General features: G+C 68.1%; 21 protein-coding genes. 13 read left to right on the top strand and 8 right to left on the bottom strand.

Going from position 1 to position 19,423, the window contains the following annotated elements:
• Both Q8R27_RS02185 and rpsU read right to left on the bottom strand, forming a co-directional pair.
• A partial coding sequence (locus Q8R27_RS02185) for an ATP-dependent metallopeptidase FtsH/Yme1/Tma family protein (protein WP_305697472.1) occupies positions 1-1,081 on the bottom strand: 1,081 nt, incomplete at its 3' end.
• Positions 1,082-1,273: 192 nt separating this feature from the next.
• Positions 1,274-1,510, bottom strand: coding sequence for a 30S ribosomal protein S21 (rpsU, locus tag Q8R27_RS02190; protein ID WP_305595270.1), 237 nt, complete (start codon positions 1,508-1,510; stop codon positions 1,274-1,276).
• Between the two features lie 163 nt (positions 1,511-1,673).
• Here rpsU and Q8R27_RS02195 point away from each other — a divergent pair, with 163 nt between their 5' ends.
• Positions 1,674-2,342 (top strand): COQ9 family protein, encoded by a 669-nt coding sequence (locus tag Q8R27_RS02195; RefSeq protein WP_305697473.1) that lies wholly within the window; start codon positions 1,674-1,676, stop codon positions 2,340-2,342.
• A gap of 13 nt (positions 2,343-2,355) precedes the next feature.
• On the opposite strand, the gene Q8R27_RS02200 is transcribed toward Q8R27_RS02195, so the two are convergent.
• The 3 genes from Q8R27_RS02200 to ppk2 all read right to left on the bottom strand — a co-directional run bounded on the left by Q8R27_RS02200 (position 2,356) and on the right by ppk2 (position 4,462).
• Positions 2,356-2,814, bottom strand: a complete 459-nt coding sequence (locus Q8R27_RS02200) for a ribose-5-phosphate isomerase (RefSeq protein WP_305697474.1) — start codon at positions 2,812-2,814, stop codon at positions 2,356-2,358.
• A gap of 8 nt (positions 2,815-2,822) precedes the next feature.
• Positions 2,823-3,623: an enoyl-CoA hydratase/isomerase family protein gene (locus Q8R27_RS02205; protein ID WP_305697475.1), complete on the bottom strand. Its 801-nt coding sequence runs from the start codon at positions 3,621-3,623 to the stop codon at positions 2,823-2,825.
• Positions 3,624-3,697: 74 nt separating this feature from the next.
• Entirely contained in the window at positions 3,698-4,462 is a 765-nt protein-coding gene (gene ppk2, locus Q8R27_RS02210; protein ID WP_305697476.1) for a polyphosphate kinase 2, read from the bottom strand.
• Between the two features lie 88 nt (positions 4,463-4,550).
• On the opposite strand from ppk2, the gene Q8R27_RS02215 reads away from it, so the two are divergent.
• Both Q8R27_RS02215 and Q8R27_RS02220 read left to right on the top strand, forming a co-directional pair.
• A complete protein-coding gene (locus Q8R27_RS02215; RefSeq protein WP_305697477.1) occupies positions 4,551-5,276 on the top strand; it encodes a 16S rRNA (uracil(1498)-N(3))-methyltransferase in 726 nt (241 codons plus the stop codon).
• 101 nt (positions 5,277-5,377) lie between these two features.
• Complete coding sequence (locus tag Q8R27_RS02220) at positions 5,378-6,742, top strand: glutamate--cysteine ligase (protein WP_305697478.1); 1,365 nt, start codon at positions 5,378-5,380, stop codon at positions 6,740-6,742.
• Between the two features lie 190 nt (positions 6,743-6,932).
• Here the strand turns inward: Q8R27_RS02220 and Q8R27_RS02225 are convergent, their stop codons facing one another.
• Positions 6,933-7,424: a DUF427 domain-containing protein gene (locus Q8R27_RS02225; protein WP_305697479.1), complete on the bottom strand. Its 492-nt coding sequence runs from the start codon at positions 7,422-7,424 to the stop codon at positions 6,933-6,935.
• A 179-nt stretch (positions 7,425-7,603) separates the two neighbouring features.
• Here Q8R27_RS02225 and Q8R27_RS02230 point away from each other — a divergent pair, with 179 nt between their 5' ends.
• On the top strand, positions 7,604-9,445 hold the full coding sequence (locus Q8R27_RS02230) for a peptide MFS transporter (RefSeq protein ID WP_305697480.1): 1,842 nt from the start codon (positions 7,604-7,606) through the stop codon (positions 9,443-9,445).
• A 9-nt stretch (positions 9,446-9,454) separates the two neighbouring features.
• On the opposite strand, the gene tldD is transcribed toward Q8R27_RS02230, so the two are convergent.
• On the bottom strand, positions 9,455-10,885 hold the full coding sequence (gene tldD / locus Q8R27_RS02235) for a metalloprotease TldD (RefSeq protein ID WP_305697481.1): 1,431 nt from the start codon (positions 10,883-10,885) through the stop codon (positions 9,455-9,457).
• Positions 10,886-10,933: 48 nt separating this feature from the next.
• Positions 10,934-11,302 (bottom strand): DUF3140 domain-containing protein, encoded by a 369-nt coding sequence (locus tag Q8R27_RS02240; RefSeq protein ID WP_305697482.1) that lies wholly within the window; start codon positions 11,300-11,302, stop codon positions 10,934-10,936.
• Between the two features lie 190 nt (positions 11,303-11,492).
• Here Q8R27_RS02240 and coxB point away from each other — a divergent pair, with 190 nt between their 5' ends.
• The 9 genes from coxB (at position 11,493) to thrC (ending at position 19,417) form a co-directional block, all read left to right on the top strand.
• Positions 11,493-12,479 (top strand): cytochrome c oxidase subunit II, encoded by a 987-nt coding sequence (coxB, locus tag Q8R27_RS02245; RefSeq protein ID WP_305697483.1) that lies wholly within the window; start codon positions 11,493-11,495, stop codon positions 12,477-12,479.
• 18 nt (positions 12,480-12,497) lie between these two features.
• The gene (gene ctaD / locus Q8R27_RS02250; protein ID WP_305697484.1) at positions 12,498-14,156 is read left to right on the top strand and encodes a cytochrome c oxidase subunit I; all 1,659 of its coding nucleotides are present in this window, start codon (positions 12,498-12,500) and stop codon (positions 14,154-14,156) included.
• A 92-nt stretch (positions 14,157-14,248) separates the two neighbouring features.
• On the top strand, positions 14,249-15,244 hold the full coding sequence (gene cyoE / locus Q8R27_RS02255) for a heme o synthase (protein WP_305697485.1): 996 nt from the start codon (positions 14,249-14,251) through the stop codon (positions 15,242-15,244).
• Positions 15,241-15,393 carry a hypothetical protein gene (locus Q8R27_RS02260; RefSeq protein ID WP_305697486.1) on the top strand — a complete coding sequence of 51 codons (153 nt, stop codon included), beginning with the start codon at positions 15,241-15,243 and terminating at the stop codon, positions 15,391-15,393. The genes cyoE and Q8R27_RS02260 overlap by 4 nt, the downstream gene beginning before the upstream one ends.
• The gene (locus Q8R27_RS02265; RefSeq protein WP_305697487.1) at positions 15,371-15,997 is read left to right on the top strand and encodes a cytochrome c oxidase assembly protein; all 627 of its coding nucleotides are present in this window, start codon (positions 15,371-15,373) and stop codon (positions 15,995-15,997) included. The genes Q8R27_RS02260 and Q8R27_RS02265 overlap by 23 nt, the downstream gene beginning before the upstream one ends.
• 76 nt (positions 15,998-16,073) lie before the next feature.
• Positions 16,074-16,949: a cytochrome c oxidase subunit 3 gene (locus Q8R27_RS02270; RefSeq protein ID WP_305598399.1), complete on the top strand. Its 876-nt coding sequence runs from the start codon at positions 16,074-16,076 to the stop codon at positions 16,947-16,949.
• Positions 16,949-17,308, top strand: coding sequence for a DUF983 domain-containing protein (locus tag Q8R27_RS02275; RefSeq protein ID WP_305697488.1), 360 nt, complete (start codon positions 16,949-16,951; stop codon positions 17,306-17,308). Before Q8R27_RS02270 ends, Q8R27_RS02275 begins: the two co-directional genes overlap by 1 nt.
• The gene (locus Q8R27_RS02280; protein WP_305697489.1) at positions 17,301-18,026 is read left to right on the top strand and encodes an SURF1 family protein; all 726 of its coding nucleotides are present in this window, start codon (positions 17,301-17,303) and stop codon (positions 18,024-18,026) included. Before Q8R27_RS02275 ends, Q8R27_RS02280 begins: the two co-directional genes overlap by 8 nt.
• Entirely contained in the window at positions 18,026-19,417 is a 1,392-nt protein-coding gene (gene thrC, locus Q8R27_RS02285; RefSeq protein WP_305697490.1) for a threonine synthase, read from the top strand. The genes Q8R27_RS02280 and thrC overlap by 1 nt, the downstream gene beginning before the upstream one ends.
• The last annotated feature ends 6 nt before the right edge of the window (positions 19,418-19,423 follow it).

A 19,423-nucleotide genomic window follows, 5' to 3' on the forward strand; every position in this document is an offset into this window, starting at 1 on the left:
CGGCGCCGGAGAAGCCGGGGGTGCCGCGTGCGACGGTCTTCACGTCGACGTCGGCGGCCAGCGGCACGTTCTTCATGTGCACGCGCAGGATCCGTTCGCGGCCGTTCACGTCGGGATTCGGCACCACAACCTGGCGGTCGAAGCGGCCCGGGCGCAACAGCGCGGGGTCCAGCACGTCGGGACGGTTGGTGGCGGCGATCAGGATGATGCCTTCGTTGGCCTCGAAGCCGTCCATCTCCACGAGGAGCTGGTTCAGCGTCTGCTCGCGCTCATCGTTGCCGCCGCCCAGGCCCGCGCCGCGATGGCGGCCGACGGCGTCGATTTCATCGATGAAGATGATGCAGGGCGCGTTCTTCTTGGCCTGTTCAAACATGTCGCGCACGCGGCTGGCGCCGACGCCCACGAACATCTCCACGAAGTCAGAGCCGGAGATGGTGAAGAACGGCACGCCGGCCTCGCCCGCGATGGCGCGGGCCAGCAGCGTCTTGCCGGTGCCGGGAGGGCCGATCAGCAGCGCGCCTTTGGGGATCTTGCCGCCCAGGCGCTGGAACTTCTGCGGGTCCTTCAGGAAGTCGACGATCTCGGTCAGCTCTTCCTTGGCCTCGTCGACCCCGGCCACGTCATCGAAGGTGACGCGGTTCTTGTCCTCGGTGAGCAGGCGGGCCTTGGACTTGCCGAAGCCCATGGCGCCGCGGGCGCCGCCCTGCATCTGGCGCATGAAGAAGATCCACACCCCGACCAGCAGCAGGATCGGCAGGCTGTTCAACAGGAAGCCCAGCAGGCCGCCATTGCTAGGCGGCTTCACATGGATGTCCGCGCCCTGGCTCTCCAGGCGCTTGACCAGCTCTTCCTGATTGTTGGGCGTAATGGCGGTGTAGGCCTTGTTGGCCTGATCGTGGACCTCGACGGTGGAACCGCGGATCACCGCAGTCTTCACCTCGCCGGAGTTCACCCGCGTCATCAGCTGCGAATAGCTGATCTCGCTCGCGCCAGCGGCGTGGCCGCCGCCGGTCATCATGCTGTAAAGGCCGATCAGGACGACGACGATGACGCCCCAGATGACGAGATTGCGCAGGTTCATGATCGTTCGAGATCCGTCTCGATAAGGTCCGCAGCCCACAAGATAGGGGACCGCACGCCCTTTCACCAGCAAGCCGCATGCCTGCGCGACGGAAGATCGCGCCAGAGTGCGGCGAACGCGGGGCCAAAACGCGAAAAAGCCGGGCGGTCGCCCGCCCGGCCTTTCGTGCAGTCCGCGACTGGAAGCCCTGGCCTAGCGGCCGACGGGCTTCTTCGGCGCCGGAATCAGGCCTTCGCGCTGAGCGCGCTTGCGGGCCAGCTTGCGCGCCCGGCGCACGGCTTCAGCCTTCTGGCGAGCGCGCTTCTCGGACGGCTTCTCGTAGTGGACGTGGCGCTTCATCTCGCGGAACGAGCCTTCGCGCTGCATCTTCTTCTTCAGCGCCTTCAAGGCTTGGTCGACGTTGTTGTCGCGCACGAAAATCTGAACCAGGACCCGCTCTCCTATTCGTCGCCCACGCTCGACCTTGAGACGGTGAGCAGCAGAATTGTGTTGGCCGGAGGAACACGCCTCCGGATGCAAGCCGCGGCAGATAACAGAACGACCCGCGTATGTCCACGGCGACGGCCGGCTCTGCGCGCTTTAGGATGAACCGATGAGCGAGACCCTGGAAGCGGCGCCGCAAGGTGCGGAGGATTGGGCGGCAGGCGCTGAGCGTCGAGTCATGGACGCGGCCTTGACCCTCGCGCCGACAAGCGGCTGGAGCCAGGCGACGCTGCTGGCGGCCGGGCGCGCGGCGGGCCTGAGCGAGGCCGATGTGGGGCTGCTGATGCCCCGGGGGCCAGCGGATCTCGCCGCCCTGCTGTCGCGCCGCCACGACGCTGCAGCCCTGGCGGCGCTGGGCGACATCGACCCTCTGGCCTTGAGGATCCGCGAGCGCATCGCGCGGGCGGTAGAGGCGCGCATCGACGCGGCGTTCGCCGACGAGGCGGCGCTGCGTCGCTGGGCCGGGTTCCTGGCGCTGCCGAGCCATGCCGCGCTGGGATTGCGATTGGGCTGGGAGAGCGCCGACGCGCTGTGGCGCTGGGCGGGCGACGTCGCCGCAGACGAGAACCACTATTCGAAGCGCGCGATCCTGGCTTCGATCCTCACCGGCGCGCTGGCGGTGCGCCTGCAGAGCGGTCGCGAGGCGGCCGAGACGTTCGTCGCGCGGCGCATCGATAACGTCATGGCCTTCGAGAAGTGGAAGGCGACGACGCGGTTCAAGCCGGGCACGGCGCTGGACCGCGCGGCGCGGTTGCTCGGACGTTTGCGCTACCGGTAAGGCGGGCGTTCTTTCAGCGAAACTCGCCGGTCTCCTCGAAGGCCAGCAGCATGTCGATGCGTCGCTGGTGGCGCGGGGCCTGGCTCCAGGGCGTCGTCAGGAAGGCCTCGACGATTGCGACGGCCTCGTCCGCGCTGTGCATGCGTGCGCCCACGGCGACGACGTTGGCGTTGTTGTGCTGACGCGCGAGCGCGGCCGTCTCTACGCTCCAGGCCAGAGCCGCGCGAGCGCCCTTGACCTTGTTGGCGGCGATCTGCTCGCCGTTGCCCGATCCGCCGATCACGATCGCCAGCGATCCCGGCTCGGCGACCGCCGCGGCCGCTGCGGCGGCGCAGAACGGCGGGTAGTCATCCTCGGCGTCGTAGGCGTAGGCGCCATGGTCGACCGGCTCGTACCCGTTGGCCGACAGCCAGGCGACGAGATGGGTCTTGAGCTCGAAGCCGGCGTGGTCGGCGGCGATGTGGACGCGCATGGCGGCGGCTACCTGCCCTGCCAGACGGGCTTGCGCTTCTGGAGGAAGGCCGCGACCGCCTCGCCGTGGTCGGCGGTGTTGCTCAGCATCACCTGCTGGCGGTCCTCGATGGCCATGGCGGCCTCGATGCCCGAGGCGTCGATGTTAAGATTGAGCGCATCCTTGGTGAGCCGCAGGCCCATGGGCGCGGCCAGCAGCATGTCGTCCGCGAGCGCAAGGCCTGCGTCCAGCAGGGCGTCAGGCTCGACAATATCGCTGATCAGCCCGACCTTGAGCGCGCGCTCGGCCTGGATGAAGCGACCCGACAGCAGCAGTTCGGAGGCCACGGAATGGCCGACCAGCCTGGGCAGGAAGTAGCTGGAGCCCATGTCCCCGCCGCCCAGGCCGATACGGATGAAGGCGGCGTTCATGCGCATGTCCGGGGTCGCGTAGCGGACGTCGGCGGCGAGCGCGAGCGACATGCCGCCCCCCGCTGCGGCCCCCTGGACCAGGCAGATCACCGGTTGCGGACAGGTGCGCATCATCCGCATGATCCGGCCGATCCGACGCTGCATGTAGAGGGCGTTGGCGACCGAGGGCTCGGACGAGAAATCGCCCCAGCCCTTGAGGTCGAGGCCGGCGCAGAAGGCGCGGCCCGCGGCGCGCAGCACCACGACGCGGACGTCGTTGTTCTCCTGCAGGCCCTGCCAGTAGGCGAGCAGCGCCTCGACCAGATCAGGGTTCAGGGCGTTCAGCGCATCGGGGCGGTTGAGGGTGACGATCTCGACGTCGCCACGACGCTCGACCTGCAACACCTCTGATCCCGACATCACCTGCGCCCCTGTTCCTGGTGTCGTTGAAGTGGGCTCAAGCACCATGGAACCGCAGGCCGATCAAGCGGGGCTCAGCGCGCCAATCGCCCGTCGCTGAGCGCAGCGATCTCGAACGGGAAGAGGACGTCGGGATCGGGGGCGTCGAGCTCCTTGCCGATCGAGGCCGGCGCGAGGGTGCGCACCAGGTGGCGGATGATGTTCAGTCGCGCGGTCTTCTTGTGGTCGGAGCGCACGCAGATCCACGGCGCGGCGGCGGTGTGGGTGCGCTTCAGCATCTCGTCGCGGGCGTTGGTGTAGGCGTCCCAGCGGCTCTGCGCCGCCTCGTCGAGGGGGCTCGACTTCAGCGCCTTCAACGGCTCGTCCTTGCGTTCGGCCAGGCGTTTAGCCTGTTCCTTCTTGGACACGTCCAGCCACAGCTTGACCAGCTTCATGCCGTCGCCGACCAGCAACGCCTCATGGGCCGGAATGTCGCGCAGGAAGGCCTCGTGCTGCTCGGGCGTGCAGAAGCCCATCACCGGTTCGACGCCGCCGCGGTTGTACCAGGAGCGGTTAAAGATCACCGTCTCGCCGGCCGCCGGCAGGTGGGGGATGTAGCGCTGGAGGTACCACTGGCCCTGCTCGCGCTCGGTGGGCTTGGCCAGCGCCACCACCCGGGTGTTGCGCACCGACAGGTGCTCGGTGACCGCGCGGATGGTCCCGTCCTTGCCGGCCGCGTCGCGTCCCTCGAGGATGATCAGCGCCCGTTCGCCCTGCGCCATGGCGTGCTGCTGATAGTGCACCAGGGCGAGCTGGTGGCGTTCGAGTTCGCGCTGTTCGTCGTCCGAATTCTTGCTCATGGGACGAGCCTAGGCCGCCTGGGAGCGCCACGCCAAGCAAACGCTGCGCCGGCTTGCCGGCGCCCGCCGCGTCTGGGACGCTCGCGCGATGATCCGACTGTTCGTGCAAGACCCCCTCTCGGCCGGCGCCGCCCTGGCGCTGGGGCCGGAACAGAGCCGCTATCTGTCCTCGGTCATGCGGCGCGGCGTCGGCGACCAGGTGGCGCTGTTCAACGGCCGCGACGGGGAATGGCTGGCGACGCTGGCCGAGGTCGGCAAGCGCGCGGTCAAGCTGGAGGTGCTGTTGCTGGCGCGTCCGCAGGCGAGCGGTCCCGACCTCGATCTGGTGGTGGCGCTGGTCAAGCGGCCGCGGCTGGAGGTGATCGTCGAGAAGGCGGCCGAGCTGGGCGCGCAGCGCGTGCGCCTGGCGCTCACCGATCGGACCAACGCCGACCGCGCCAATGTCGGCCGGCTGCAGGCGATCGCCGCCGAGGCCGCCGAACAGACCGGCCGCCTGGACGTGCCGCAGGTGTGCGAGCCGCTGCGGCTCGACAAGCTGCTGGACGGCTGGGAGGCGGGGCGCAGGCTGCTGTTCTGCGACGAGGCCGGCGACGCCAGGCCGGTGCTGGAGGCGTTGCGCGAGACCGCTGACGAGGATCCCTGGGCGATCCTGATCGGACCGGAAGGCGGCTTCTCCCCATCCGAGCGCGAAAGGCTGCGGGCGCTGCCCTATGCGACGCCGGCCAGCCTGGGGCCGCGCATCCTGCGGGCCGACACCGCGGCGATCAGCGCCCTGACGTTGTGGCAGGCGGCGCGCGGCGATTGGCGGACCTGAACGTGCCGGGATTGCCACCACCGGACCGAAGGGCATAAATGCCCGCGCCGCGGGAGGCCTCGCCCGGGACGGTGTTGCGAAACGGGTGGGGAGTGATCCGCATGGGCGAAGTCGTCTGCGACGATCGGCCTTTGGTCTTCGAGGACCTCGTCCGCTGGTTCGAGGTCGGCTCCAAACCCGCCGCCCAGTGGCGGGTGGGCGCCGAGCACGAAAAGTTCCCGTTCCGACTGCAGAGCCACGATGCTGTGCCTTACGAGGGGGCGGGCATCAAGGCGTTGATGGAAGGCCTGCAGCGCTTCGGCTGGACCGGCGTCTTCGAAGCGTCGGACGCCGGGCCGGTGCTGATCGGCCTGGAGCGGGACGGCGCCAACGTCAGTCTGGAGCCGGGCGGTCAGTTCGAGCTCTCCGGCGCGCCGCTGCAGACGATGCACGAGATCCGCCGCGAGACCGAAGGCCATCTCGACGAGGCCAAGACCGTGGCCGCAGAGCTCGGGATCGGCTTCCTGGCGCTAGGCTTCACGCCGCTGTGGCGTCGCGACCAGGTGCCGGTGATGCCCAAGGGTCGTTACGCGATCATGCGCGCCTACATGCCCAAGGTCGGCGGCAAGGGCCTGGACATGATGTTCCGCACCTGCACCGTGCAGGCCAATCTGGATTTCGGCTCCGAAGCCGACATGGTGGCCAAGTTCCGCACCAGCCTGGCGCTGCAGCCGATCGCCACCGCCCTGTTCGCCAATTCGCCGTTCAAGGAAGGCCGGCCGACCGGGCTGCTGTCCAGCCGCGCCGACGTATGGACCGACACCGACCCGGACCGCACCGGCATGCTGGACTTCGTGTTCCAGGACGGCTTCGGCTTCGAGAGCTACGCCCGCTACGCGCTGGACGTTCCCATGTACTTCGCCAAGCGCAAGGACCGGTATGTAGACCTGTCGGGGCGTTCGTTCCGCAAGTTCATGGATGGCGACTTGGCCGAGTTGCCGGGCGAGCGTCCGACCCTGAAGGACTGGGCCGACCACACCACCACCATCTTTCCCGAGGTGCGGCTGAAGCAGTACCTGGAGATGCGGGGCGCCGACAGCGGCCCGGCGCCGATGCTGCATGCGCTGCCGGCGCTGTGGACCGGGATCTTCTACGATTCGGCGGCGCTGGCCGCAGCCTGGGACCTCTGCAAGGGTTGGACGGCGGAGCAGCACAACGCCCTGCGCGCCGACGTGGCCCGACGCGGGATGAAGGCCGAGATCGCCGGTCGCACGGTGCAGGCGGTGGCGAAAGACCTGCTGGCCATCGCCCGCGAAGGGCTGGCCCGGCGCGCCCGCCTGGAGGCCGGCGTCGATGAGACGATCTACTTGGCGCCCCTCGACGAGATCGCCGACAGCGGCCTGACCCAGGCCGACCGTCAGCTCGAGCTGTTCCACGGCGCCTGGAACGGCGACGCCTCCAAGGCCTTCGACGACTGGCGGTACTAAGGATAGCGAGCGCCGCTCCTCCCCCGTGTGACGGGGGAGGTGGATTTCGCCGCAGGCGAAAGCCGGAGGAGGCGATCGCGGCGGTTTCGATCTGACGGCTTGCCCCCTCCGTCACGCCCCTTCAGGGCGCGCCACCTCCCCCGCTGCGCAGGGGAGGAGCGAGGCGCGTCCTCGATGACCTGGAGGCCGCTCACACCCCTTCGGGGCGGGGAACGTCGTCCTTGGGCGTCCAGTGTTCGCGCTGACTGTGGCCGTCGCCGGCGTCGGTGTGCTGGACCACGGCGTCGACGTCGACGCCCGCCGCGCGGGGGTTCACCTGAGCCTCTTCGACCGCATAGACCTCGACCTTGTCCGGATAGAAGGCCAGCCGCTCGCGGATGGTCTCCATGGCCGGGAAGGGCTCTTCGTAGGTCCACACGGCGTTCTCGCCGAAATGGCCGTCCATCAGCACAGTGTAGTACGACGCGTCGCCCTTGTAGGGGCAGTGGGTGCTGCGGTCGGTGCGCGACATGTAGGCCATGTCGACGTCGGCGCGCGGGAAGTAGACGACCGGCGGGTAGCTCGCCTCCTTGAGGATCAAGGCGTCACCGGTGTCGGCGATCACGTGCCCTTGGAACCGGGCGCGCCATCGCTTGCCCGCAGGCGTGATGGTGATTGGGTGGTCGGGGCCGGGGGTCAGCATGGGCTCAAGTCCTCCTGAGGGGCTAACGCGTCATTCGAGCTAACGTTCTGGCGAGCTAAGGTTCTGGGCGGGGCTTCGGGCGAAGCGTGGTCCTGAGGCTCGCTTGTGCTTGTTTCTGACGCATGGTCTTCTCCGCCGCTGCGGGGCCGGGGCGCCACGCGCACAGTTCGGGATCGCCAATGCTCATCGTCATCCTCGGGATCGTCATCACCCTGGCGACCGGCATCCCGGTGCTCCTGCAACTGCTGAAGAACCATCCGCGCGGGCTGATCATACTGTTCTTCGCCGAGATGTGGGAGCGCTTCTCCTACTACGGCATGCGCGGCATCCTGATCTTCTACCTGACACAGCACCTGCTGTTCGACGACGCCACGGCCAATGCGCAGTACGGGTCGTACACTTCGCTGGTCTATCTGCTGCCGCTGCTGGGCGGGGTGCTGGCCGACCGCTACCTCGGCACCCGCAAGGCGGTGGCGTTCGGCGCCCTGTTGCTGGTCGCCGGCCACCTGACCATGGCCTATGAGGGCCGCCCAGCCGACCAGACCCTGCGCTACGAGGGCCAGAGCTACGCGATCGCCGCCGAAGGCCGCATGGATGCGCGCAACGTCCACCTGATCGTGGGCGGCCAGCCTTATGCCTTCACCGCCGCCGAAGGCGGCGGGCTGGAGATCAAGGGATTGCCGGCTGACGCGGCGCTGCCGGCGGTGCTGCCGGCCGGCTCCTACACGATGGGCAAGACCGTCGACCGCAACGGGGTCAACGCCTTCTATCTGGCGGTGTCGCTGATCATCATGGGCGTGGGCTTCCTGAAGCCCAACATCTCGACGATCGTCGGCCAGCTCTATCCGCAGGGCGATCCCCGGCGGGATTCCGGCTTCACCCTGTATTACTACGGCATCAACCTGGGAGCCTTCTGGGCCTCGATCCTATGCGGGGCGTTGGGCCAGTACGTAGGGTGGTGGGCCGGCTTCGGACTGGCCGGCGTCGGCATGCTGGCCGGGTTCATCGTCTTCGTGTTGGGCAAGAAGCACTTGGAAGGCCACGGCGAGCCGCCGCATCCGGGGCTGCTGGCCAAGCCCGTGCTGGGGCCGATCAATCGCGAATGGCTGATCTATCTGGCGGGCCTCGTCGGCGTCGGCGGGGTGTGGCTGCTGGTCCAGCGCAACGACCTGGTGGGCATCGGCCTGATCGCCAGCACGCTGATCTCGCTGGCGTTCGTCGTCGGCTTCCTGATCTTCAAGTGCGACCGCATCGAGCGAGAGCGGATGATGCTGGCCATGGTGCTGATCTTCGGCGCGGTGGTGTTCTTCACCCTGTTCGAGCAGGCCGGCACCTCGCTCAACCTGTTCGCCGCGCGCAACGTCGACCTAGGCGGGATGACGGCGTCCCAGACCCAGTCGTTCAACGCGGGCTTCATCCTGATCTTCGCGCCGGTGTTCGCCGCGGCCTGGGCCTGGCTGGGCCAGCGCGGACGCGACCCCGACCCAGTTCTGAAGTTCGGCCTGGCGCTGATTCAGGTGGGCCTGGGCTTCATGGTGGTGGTGTGGGGCGCGGGAATGGCCGACAGCGACTATCGCGTGCCGCTGGTGCTGCTGGGCCTGCTCTACCTGCTGCACACCACGGGCGAACTGTTCCTGTCGCCGGTGGGTCTGTCGCAGATCACCAAGCTGTCGGTGGCCTCGCTGGTCTCGTTCATGATGGCGATCTGGTTCCTGTCGTCGTCCATCGCGCAATATGTCGGCGGGCTGATCGCCGGCATGGCCGGAGCCGAGACGGTCGGCGGTCAGGTGCTGGACCCCGCCGCGGCGCTGGCCTCGTCGGTCAAGGTGTTCGCCATGCTGGGCTGGTGGGGGATGGGCTTCGGCGTCGCCTTCATCGTGCTCAGCTTCTTCATCAAGGGCTGGTCGCACGGGGCCAACGACACCCACGGCGCAGCCCAGCCAGAGCCGATCGCCCCGGTGCTGGACGGCGAGCGGCAGGCGGTGAGTCCCGCCGCCATCCGCGCCGACCGCGAGGGGTAAACCTCGCGGCTAGAGGCTGGTGCCGCCGACGGTCAGGCCGGTGATCTTCAGCGACGGCTGGCCGACGCCGACCGGCACGCTCTGGCCGCCCTTGCCGCAGACGCCGATTCCGGGGTCGAAGCCAAAGTCGTCGCCGATCATCGTCACCCGCGTCAGGCAGGACGGGCCGTCGCCGATCAGGGTCGCGCCCTTCACCGGCGTGGTCACCTTGCCGTCCTCGATCAGGTAGGCCTCGGTGCACTGGAAGACGAACTTGCCGTTGGTGATGTCCACCTGGCCGCCGCCAAAGTTGGCGCAGTAGAGGCCGCGCTTGGTCGAGGCGATCATCTCCTCGCGAGGGGTGTCGCCGCCGAGCATGCCGGTGTTGGTCATCCGCGGCATGGGCATGTGGGCGTAGGACTGGCGCCGCGCGTTGCCGGTGGGCTGCAGGCCCATCAGCCGCGCGCTCATGCGGTCGTGCATGTAGCCGACCAGCACCCCGTCCTCGATCAGGATGGTGCGTTCCGTCGGCGTGCCTTCGTCGTCGACGGTGAGCGAACCGCGGCGGCCCAGCACCGTGCCGTCGTCGAACACGGTGACGCCGGGGGCGGCCACCCTTTCGCCGATGCGCCCGGAGAAGGCCGAGGTGCCCTTGCGGTTGAAGTCGCCCTCCAAACCATGGCCGACCGCCTCGTGCAGCAGCACGCCGTTCCAACCCGGGCCGAGGACCACGTCCATCTCGCCGGCCGGGCAGGGAGCCGCCTCCAGGTTGACCAGCGCCTGGCGCAGGGCTTCGTCGACCGCGCCCTGCCAGTTCTCCTGGGTGATCCAGGTCTCGAAGCCGGCGCGGCCGCCGGAGCCGGTGTAGCCGTTCTCGCGCCGACCATCGCGCTCCACCGTCACCTGGACGTTGATGCGGGCCAGCGGGCGCACGTCGCGGATCAGGCGGCCGTCGGCGCGGACGATCTCGACCACCCGCCGCTCGCCGGCGAGGCTGGCCATCACCTGCACCACCCGCGGGTCGCGGGCGCGGGCCCAGGCGTCGATCTCCTGCAGCAGGTCGACCTTGTCCGAGAAGCCCGGCGAGGCCAGCGGATTGTCCTCGCTATAGAGCTTGGCGTTGGTGTGGCGCGGGGCCTCGGCCGCCTGGCCAGAATAGCCCCGCTTCGCCAGCGCCGCGGACTTGCCGGCGCGGCCGATGGCGGCCTCGGAGATCTCGCTGGCGTGGGCGTAGCCGGCGGTCTCGCCCGCCACAACCCGCAGGCCGAATCCCTCGGTCGCATCGTAGGACGCTGATTTCAGCCGGCCGTCGTCGAACACGAAGGCCTCGCTCTCCGAGCGCTCGACGAACAGCTCGCCATCGTCGGCCCCGGCCAGCGCCTCGCCCAGGATGGCGCGCGCGCGTTCCGGATCGACGCCGGCGGATTCGAGGATCGATGGAGCGGGAGTGTGGGCGTTCATGAGGGACGAACCTGCGTAAACCTGGGAGACGTCTCAACAGATAGGCGTTCAGGCGCCGCGCGTCACCCGCCCGAGCAACGGGTCATGTCCCCAGTTCATCAGCGACCAGCGCCAGCGGGTGTGCGTCACATCGCCCCAAGGTCGCTGGGCCAGGTGGCGGCGGGCGTAGCCGACCACCTTCTTCATGTGGGCGTAGTCGGCGTCGGTGAGGTCCTCGGCCGGCCGGGCGCGGATCTCCAGGATGCGCCGGGCGGATTGACGGCCGATCGATTCGCTCTCGCCGCGGCGTGTGACCCCGACGCGCCGACTTTCGTCGGTATCCAGCCAAGCGCGCAGGGCCCTCGGCGTCATGTTGACCACGCCATCGAAGGCGTCGCGGATTTCACCTTGCTCGCGCGGGCTCAGCGGGGGACGCATGCATGCTCCAGGGTCTGAAGTGGGGCCTGCCTTTGCGGCATGGCGCAACCGCCTTGGCAAGCTGGGGGAGAGCGCGTATGCACGCGCGCTGAAGGACGAGGGGTGCGGACGATGCGCCGCGCCGTCCATCCTGTCGTCGGGGGCGATCGTTGTTTGGCGAGGCGCGGCCGGCCAACCAGACCGAGGGGACATGAAGTCGAGGTTCAAGGGTATGCGGGCTGCGGCGGCCGGAGCGGCGGCCGGCGTGACGACCGCGTTGTGGAGCGTGAGCGCGCTTGCGGAGGACCTCGTCGGGCAGCCGACGCCCGGCGCCATCGACCTGCAGCCGGGCGTAACGCCTCTGCGGCACGACGCGATCTTCTTCCATAATATCGTCCTGCTGCCGATCATCACGGGGATCAGCCTGTTCGTGCTGGGCCTGCTGATCTGGTGCGCGGTCCGCTACAACAAGCGCGCGAATCCGATCCCGGCGCGCTGGAGCCACAATACCGCTATCGAAGTGGCCTGGACGGTGTTGCCCGTCCTGATCCTGATGTTCATCGCGATCTTCTCGTTCAAGCTGCTGTTCGCCTACCACGACATGCCCAAGCCGGATCTCACGGTTAAGGCGACCGGGTACCAGTGGTACTGGGGCTACGAATATCCCGACCAGAACGTCGCCGAGTTCATCTCCAACATCCTTCCCGAGAAGGAAGCCAAGGCGAAGAACGTCCCGTACCGGCTGGCCGCCACGGAGCCGCTGGTCGTGCCGGTGAACAAGGTGGTCCGTGTGCTGGTCACCGGCGCCGACGTGATCCATGCCTTCGCCGTGCCCTCGTTCGGGATCATCACCGACGCGGTGCCCGGGCGGGTGAACGAGACCTGGTTCAAGGCCGAGAAGACCGGCATCTATTACGGCCAGTGCCGTGAGCTCTGCGGCGTCGACCACGCCTTCATGCCGATCGAAGTGCATGTTGTGTCTCAAGCGGAGTTCGACGCGTGGGTCGTCGGCAAGGGCGGCGGCGCCAAGCCTGCCGCCGCGGCCGCTCCGGCGACCGCCCCCGCTGCGGCGTCTCCCGCCGCCGCACCCGGCGCCGACCCTGCAGCCTCGTCCGCCTCAGCGTCCGCTGGCGCGCCTGCGCCGGCCGCCGCCACGACTGCTACGCCTGCGCCCGCTACGGCGCCGGCGGCGAACTGATTTTCGGGAAAGCGTAAGATGGCCCACGCCGCCGCACACGACGAGCATCACGACAGCCACGATCACAAGCCGGGCTTCGTCACCCGCTGGCTGTTCTCCACCAACCACAAGGACATCGGCACCCTCTACCTGCTGTTCGCCATCATGGCGGGCCTGGTCGGCGGGGCGCTGTCCGGTCTGATCCGCTGGGAACTGGCCGAGCCAGGCATCCAGGTGTTCACGCAAGGCTCGCTGCTCGACCAGCTGGGCCTGATCGAGGCGTCCAAGCACGGCTACAACGCCGTGGTCACCGCCCACGCCCTGATCATGATCTTCTTCATGGTCATGCCGGCGATGATCGGCGGGTTTGGCAACTGGTTCGTGCCGCTGATGATCGGCGCGCCGGACATGGCCTTCCCGCGGATGAACAACATCTCGTTCTGGCTGCTGGTGGCGGCCTGGGTGATGCTGCTGACCTCGATGTTCGTCGACGGCGGCCCGGGCATGGGCTTCGGCGGCGGCTGGACGATCTATCCGCCGCTGTCGACCAGCGGCCACACCGGTCCGGCGATGGACTGCGCGATCCTGGCCCTCCACCTGGCCGGGGCCAGCTCGATCCTGGGCGCGATCAACTTCATCACCACGATCTTCAACATGCGTGCGCCGGGCATGACCCTGCACCGCATGCCGCTGTTCGTGTGGTCGATCCTGGTGACCGTGTTCCTGCTGCTGCTGTCGCTGCCGGTTCTGGCGGGCGCGATCACCATGCTGCTCACCGACCGCAACTTCCACACCCACTTCTTCGACGCGGCGGGCGGCGGCGACCCGGTAATGTTCCAGCACCTGTTCTGGTTCTTCGGTCACCCCGAGGTCTACATCCTGATCCTGCCCGGGTTCGGCATCGTCAGCCACATCGTCTCGACCTTCTCGCGCAAGCCGGTGTTCGGCTACCTGGCGATGGCCTACGCAATGGTCGCCATCGGCTTCATCGGCTTCCTGGTCTGGGCCCACCACATGTACACCGTGGGCATGAGCATCAATCTGCGCGCCTACTTCGTGGCCGCGACGATGGTCATCGCGGTGCCCACCGGCGTGAAGGTGTTCTCCTGGATCGCGACGATGTGGGGCGGGTCGATCGACTTCAAGACGCCCATGCTGTGGGCGATCGGCTTCATCTTCCTGTTCACCGTCGGCGGCGTCACCGGCGTCGTCCTGGCCAACGCCGGCATCGATTACAGCCTGCACGACACCTATTACGTGGTCGCCCACTTCCACTACGTGCTGAGCCTGGGAGCGGTGTTCGCGATCTTCGCGGGCTTCTACTACTGGTTCGAGAAGATCTTCGGCGTGAAGTACCGCGAATGGATGGGCGCCGCCCACTTCTGGATAACCTTCGTGGGCGTGAACCTGATCTTCTTCCCGCAGCATTTCCTGGGTCTGCAGGGCATGCCGCGCCGCTACGTCGACTATCCGGAAGCGTTCACCTACTGGAACCACGTGTCGTCGATCGGCTACGTGGTCACCCTGGTCGGCGTCATCGTGTTCCTCGTGATGCTGCTGGACGCGATGATCTTCCGTCGCGCCGGTGAGGCGAATCCCTGGGGCGAAGGCGCCACGACGCTGGAGTGGACGCTGCCCTCGCCGCCGCCGTTCCACCAGTTCAACGAACTGCCGGTGATCAAGCAGGATATCCACTGACCCCGGCGGCCTGAAGCCGTCGAGGAAAGAGCCAAGGGGGCGCGGGCCGGAGCATCCGGCGCGCGCCCTTCCGGCGTTTTGAGAGTATCGTCATGGCCATGTCGCCAGCCATCCCGGACGCCCACGCCGCCGCACCGGCGCGATGGCAGGACTATCTGCAGCTCCTGAAGCCGCGGGTGATGTCGCTGGTGGTGTTCACCGCGCTCACCGGCCTGGTCGCCTCGGGCGGCGCCTTGAACCCGATCCTGGGCGCCGTGGCGGTGCTGTGCATCGCGGTGGGCGCCGGGGCCTCGGGCGCGCTGAACATGTGGTACGACGCCGACATCGACGCCCGCATGCGCCGCACGCGGGGCCGTCCCGTGCCGTCTGGGCGGGTGCAGGGCTCCGACGCAGCGGCCCTGGGGGTGGTGCTGTCGCTGTTCTCGGTGGCGCTGATGGGGATGGCGCTGAACTGGCTGGCGGCCGGCCTGCTGGCCTTCACCATCGTGTTCTACGCCGTCGTCTACACCATGTGGCTGAAGCGCTCGACAGCGCAGAACATCGTCATCGGCGGGCTGGCCGGCGCGCTGCCGCCGGTGATCGGCTGGGCCGCGGCGACGGGACACGTCCCGCTCAACGCCTGGCTGCTGTGTGCGATCATCTTCATGTGGACCCCGCCGCACTTCTGGGCGCTGTCGCTCTACACCAGCGAAGACTACCGCAAGGCCGGCGTGCCGATGATGCCGGTGGTCGCGGGGCCGGCGTCGACGCGGCGTCAGATCCTGATCTACTCCCTGCTGTTCGCGCCGCTGTGTCTGGTTCCGGCGGTCACCGGCCTGGGCGGCGCGGCCTATCTGGCTGTGGCGGCGATCGGCGGGGCGGTGTTCGTGCTGCTGGCCTGGCGCGTCTACAAGAGCCGCGCCGGCGACACGCCGGAGATGCGCAACGACGATGGGCTGTACGACGTCAAGGCCAACGCCAAGGACGCCCGCAACCTGTTCGCCTTCTCGATCCTCTATCTGACGCTGCTGTTCGCCACCCTCCTGGGCGAAGGCCTGGCGCATGCGCCCAGGCTGCATCTGCTGGCGAGCATCGGAGGCCCGGCGTGAGCGAACCGCATCCCGATCCGGAGATCGAACGACGCGCGCGGCGCGGTCGCAACGTGGCGCTGGCCCTGGGCCTCGTGCTGTTCGTGATCCTGATCTTCGTCGTCACCATCGTGAGGTTAGGCGCCAATGTCCTCGACCGTCCGATCTGAGGCGCCTGGGCGCTCGCCCGAGGAACGCCGCAACCGGCGCGTGGCGATCATTTGCGCGTCGGGCTTCGTCCTGATGCTGGGCGCGGCGTTCGCCGCCGTGCCGCTCTACAAGGCGTTCTGTCAGGTCACTGGCTTTGACGGCACGGTGCGCCGCGCCGACGCCGCCCCGGATACGGTCCTGGCGCGCAAGCTGGAGATCCGCTTCGACGCCAACGTCCGCGAACTGCCGTGGTCGTTCAGCGCAGAGCAGGCCAGCCAGACCGTGCGTATCGGCGAAACCGGACTGGCGTTCTTCAAGGTGACGAACCACGCGAAGACGCCGATCACGGGTCGCGCGGTCTACAACGTCGTGCCGGAACAGGCGGCGGCTTATTTCCAGAAACTGGAATGCTTCTGCTTCTCCGATCAGACCCTGCAGCCCGGCCAGACGATCGAGTTCCCGGTGGTCTATTTCGTGGATCCGAAATACGCCGACGATTTCGAGACCAAGGGCAAGGAACAGGTGACGCTGTCCTACACCTTCTATCCGGCTGTCGACGCTGCGCCCGGGGCGAAGCCGATCACGGTTTCAGCCCTTGGCGAAAAGGCGCGTGCAGGGCTATAGCGTCACGCGAATTCCGACGTTCGGACCCGGAACCGGGTCCGGGCGGCGAAGGACTACAAGAGGGGTAAGGACCGACATGGCCCACGACGGCGTCAAGCACGACTATCACCTGGTGGATCCCAGCCCCTATCCGCTGGTGGGCTCGATCGCGGCCACGGTCATGGCGCTGGGCGGCGTGGTCTGGATGAAGGGGCTGTTCGGCCTCGATAAGGGCACCTCCTGGGTGTTCTTCATGGGCCTGGCCGGCGTGCTCTACACCATGTTCGGCTGGTGGGTTCAGGTGGTGAAAGAAGCCAACCGCGGCGACCACACCCCCGTGGTTTCGCTGGGCCTGCGCTACGGCATGATCCTGTTCATCGCCTCCGAGGTGATGTTCTTCGTGGCGTGGTTCTGGATCTTCTTCGAGATGGCCCTGTTCCACGGTCAGCGGACGCTGTCCTCGATCGAGGAAGTCCGCACGGCCTGGGCGACCTGGCCGCCGCACGGCGTCGAGACCGTACCGGCCTGGAACCTGCCGCTGGTCAACACCCTGACCCTGCTGCTGTCGGGCACCACGGTCACCTGGGCGCACCACGCGCTGCAGACCGGCGACCGCAAGGGCGCCAAGATCGGCCTGATCCTGACCGTCATCCTGGGCGTGCTGTTCACCTCGATCCAGGCGTACGAGTACCATCACATTCTCGAGCACAAATACTTCTTCAACGAGGAAGCGGCGAACGGCGGCCTCTATGGCTCCTCGTTCTTCATGGCCACCGGCTTCCACGGCTTCCACGTGCTGATCGGGACGATCTTCCTGGCGATCTGCCTGCTGCGGCTGATCAAGGGCGGCTTCACGCCGCAGAAGCACTTCGGGTTCGAGGCCGCGGCCTGGTACTGGCACTTCGTCGACGTGGTCTGGCTGTTCCTGTTCGCCTTCATCTACGTGATCTTCGGGGCGTCTGGCGGCCACTAATGGCCGCACCCAACCCTCTGCTGTCGGGGCTGGCGGGTCGCTGCCCCAACTGCGGGGAGGGGCGCCTGTTCGAGGGGTTCCTGAAGGTCTCGCCCCGTTGCGAGGCCTGCGGGTTCGATCTGGCGAAGGCGGATTCCGGCGACGGCCCGGCGGTGTTCGTGATCCTGATCGGCGGCTTCATCGTCGCTTTCACCGCGCTGTTCACCGAGTTCACGCTGCATCCGCCGGTGTGGGTGCATCTGGTGATCTTCCTGCCGCTGACGGTGATCGTCTGCTTGGGGCTGTTGCGGCCGTTCAAGGGCGCGATGCTGGCCGCCCAGTTCATGAACCGCGCGTCGCAAGCGCGGCGCGATGACTGAGCGCCGCGGGCGCTTCCCCATCGGCGCGACAATCGCCATGCTTGTCGCGCTGGCGGCCCTGGTCGGCCTGGGCTTGTGGCAGCTTCAGCGGCTGACCTGGAAGACCGACCTCTTGGCCCGCATCGCCGCGCTGCAGGGCGCGCCGGCGACGCTGCTGGGCCCGGCGCTCGACAGCGCCGCAGACGGCGCGAACCTGCAGTTTCGCCGCGTGGTGGTGGATTGCCCGGGGCTCGCCCAGGCGCCGTTCCTCGAGCTCTACGGGTTGCGCGAGGGTGGGGCCGGTTCGCGGCTGATCTCGGCCTGCAAGGTCGACGCCGCGCGCTACCGGACCATCCTGGTCGACCGCGGCTTCGTCGCCGACACCATCTCGGCGCGGCCGCCGGTGGACGGTGCGGCGACCGCGCCCGTGCGCATGGTCGGCGTGCTGCGGTTGCCGGACAAAGCGACCTTCGTCACCCCGCCCAACGATGTGGCGGCCAACCGCTGGTTCTCGCGCGATGTGGCGGCGATGGCCAAGGCGTTGGACGCGCCGGCCCCAGCGCCGCTGTTCCTGATGGCCGAAACGTCATCCAATCCGGAATGGAAGGCGCTGACGCCCGCGCCGATCCCGACGGAGATTCCGAACCGGCACTTCGAGTACGCGCTTACCTGGTTCGGCCTTGCCGGCTCCCTGCTGGCCGTCTATGCGGCCATGCTCTGGCGCAGATGGAAGAGTTGATGCGTTACGTCTCCACACGGGGTCAGGCCCCGGCCGTCGGCTTCGTCGATGCGGTGTTGGCCGGGCTCGCCCCCGACGGCGGGCTCTATGTCCCGGAAACCTGGCCGCAACTGAGCGCCGAGGAAATCGCCGCATTCACCGGCAGGCCCTATCACGAGGTCGCCGCGACGATTATCAGCCTGTTCGCCGGCGACGAGATCTCCGCAGAGGACATCGCCGAGATGTGCGCCGAGGCCTATGGGACCTTCACCCACGCGGCCGTGGTGCCGCTGACCCAGATCACGCCGGGCGCGTTCATCGCCGAGCTGTTCCATGGGCCGAGCCTGGCGTTCAAAGACGTGGCCATGCAGTTGCTGGCCCGGCTCTACGACCACGTGCTGGGCGCCCAGCGGCGCACCCAGACCATCCTTTGCGCGACGTCCGGCGACACCGGGGGCGCGGCGGTGGAGGCTTTCCGCGGCCGCTCCAACGTGCGCGTCGTGGCGCTGTTTCCTGAGGGGCGCATCTCAGAGGTGCAGCGGCGGTTCATGACCACGGCGGCGGAAAAGAACGTCGCCTGCGTGGCCGTCCAGGGCACCTTCGACGATTGCCAGACGATCGTGAAACAGGCGTTCCAGGACCAGAGCCTGCGCCAGGCGGTCGACCTGTCCGGGGTGAACTCGATCAACTTCGCGCGGATCGCCGCCCAGATCGTCTACTACTTCACCAGTGCGGTGGCGGTCGGCGCCCCGGAGCGGCCGGTGTCGTTCTGCGTGCCGTCGGGCAATTTCGGCGACGCGTTCGCCGGCTACGTCGCCATGCGCATGGGCTTGCCGATCCGCCGCATCGTGGCGGCGACCAACGCCAACGACATCCTGGCGCGCACCTTCCAAGATGGCCGATATGTGCGCGGCGCTGTGAACTTCACCCAGTCGCCGGCCATGGACATCCAGAGCGCCTCGAATTTCGAGCGGCTGTATTTCGAATGCGTGCGCCGTGACGGCGTAGAGACCGCGCGTGCCTTTCAGGCCTTTGTCGAGACCGGCGGCTTCGACGTGCCGCCGCAGGCCTTCGCCTCGATGCAGCAGGTGTTCACCGGCGTCTCGGTGAGCGAGGCGGAGACCACGCGCACGATGATCGCGACGCTGAACGAGACCGGCGAACTGATCGACCCTCACACCGCCGTGGCGGTCGCTGCCTTGCATAAGACCGCCGAGGTCAACGAGCCGTTCGTCGTGCTATCCACCGCGCATCCGGCCAAGTTCCCGGAAGCGGTGCGCGCGGCCACGGGCGTGACGCCGGCGCTGCCGCCGGGCTCGGCGAACCTGGCCGACCGGCCGGAGCGGTTCGATCGCCTGCCGGCCGACGCCGACACGATCAAGGCCTACGTGCGCGAATTTGCCCTCGCCTGACGCCCC

The sequence above is a fragment of the Phenylobacterium sp. genome (genome assembly GCF_030697305.1).
Lineage (GTDB): Bacteria > Pseudomonadota > Alphaproteobacteria > Caulobacterales > Caulobacteraceae > Phenylobacterium.

Coding starts and splice junctions, on each gene's coding strand:
- ppk2 (WP_305697476.1), bottom strand. CDS start 4,462: ATGAGCAAGAATTCGGACGACGAACAGCGCGAACTCGAACGCCACCAG.
- Q8R27_RS02280 (WP_305697489.1), top strand. CDS start 17,301: ATGACTGAGCGCCGCGGGCGCTTCCCCATCGGCGCGACAATCGCCATG.
- Q8R27_RS02275 (WP_305697488.1), top strand. CDS start 16,949: ATGGCCGCACCCAACCCTCTGCTGTCGGGGCTGGCGGGTCGCTGCCCC.
- Q8R27_RS02265 (WP_305697487.1), top strand. CDS start 15,371: ATGTCCTCGACCGTCCGATCTGAGGCGCCTGGGCGCTCGCCCGAGGAA.
- coxB (WP_305697483.1), top strand. CDS start 11,493: ATGAAGTCGAGGTTCAAGGGTATGCGGGCTGCGGCGGCCGGAGCGGCG.
- Q8R27_RS02225 (WP_305697479.1), bottom strand. CDS start 7,424: ATGCTGACCCCCGGCCCCGACCACCCAATCACCATCACGCCTGCGGGC.
- tldD (WP_305697481.1), bottom strand. CDS start 10,885: ATGAACGCCCACACTCCCGCTCCATCGATCCTCGAATCCGCCGGCGTC.
- Q8R27_RS02195 (WP_305697473.1), top strand. CDS start 1,674: ATGAGCGAGACCCTGGAAGCGGCGCCGCAAGGTGCGGAGGATTGGGCG.
- Q8R27_RS02200 (WP_305697474.1), bottom strand. CDS start 2,814: ATGCGCGTCCACATCGCCGCCGACCACGCCGGCTTCGAGCTCAAGACC.
- Q8R27_RS02215 (WP_305697477.1), top strand. CDS start 4,551: ATGATCCGACTGTTCGTGCAAGACCCCCTCTCGGCCGGCGCCGCCCTG.
- Q8R27_RS02220 (WP_305697478.1), top strand. CDS start 5,378: ATGGGCGAAGTCGTCTGCGACGATCGGCCTTTGGTCTTCGAGGACCTC.
- thrC (WP_305697490.1), top strand. CDS start 18,026: ATGCGTTACGTCTCCACACGGGGTCAGGCCCCGGCCGTCGGCTTCGTC.
- ctaD (WP_305697484.1), top strand. CDS start 12,498: ATGGCCCACGCCGCCGCACACGACGAGCATCACGACAGCCACGATCAC.
- Q8R27_RS02230 (WP_305697480.1), top strand. CDS start 7,604: ATGCTCATCGTCATCCTCGGGATCGTCATCACCCTGGCGACCGGCATC.
- cyoE (WP_305697485.1), top strand. CDS start 14,249: ATGGCCATGTCGCCAGCCATCCCGGACGCCCACGCCGCCGCACCGGCG.
- Q8R27_RS02270 (WP_305598399.1), top strand. CDS start 16,074: ATGGCCCACGACGGCGTCAAGCACGACTATCACCTGGTGGATCCCAGC.
- Q8R27_RS02240 (WP_305697482.1), bottom strand. CDS start 11,302: ATGCGTCCCCCGCTGAGCCCGCGCGAGCAAGGTGAAATCCGCGACGCC.
- Q8R27_RS02205 (WP_305697475.1), bottom strand. CDS start 3,623: ATGTCGGGATCAGAGGTGTTGCAGGTCGAGCGTCGTGGCGACGTCGAG.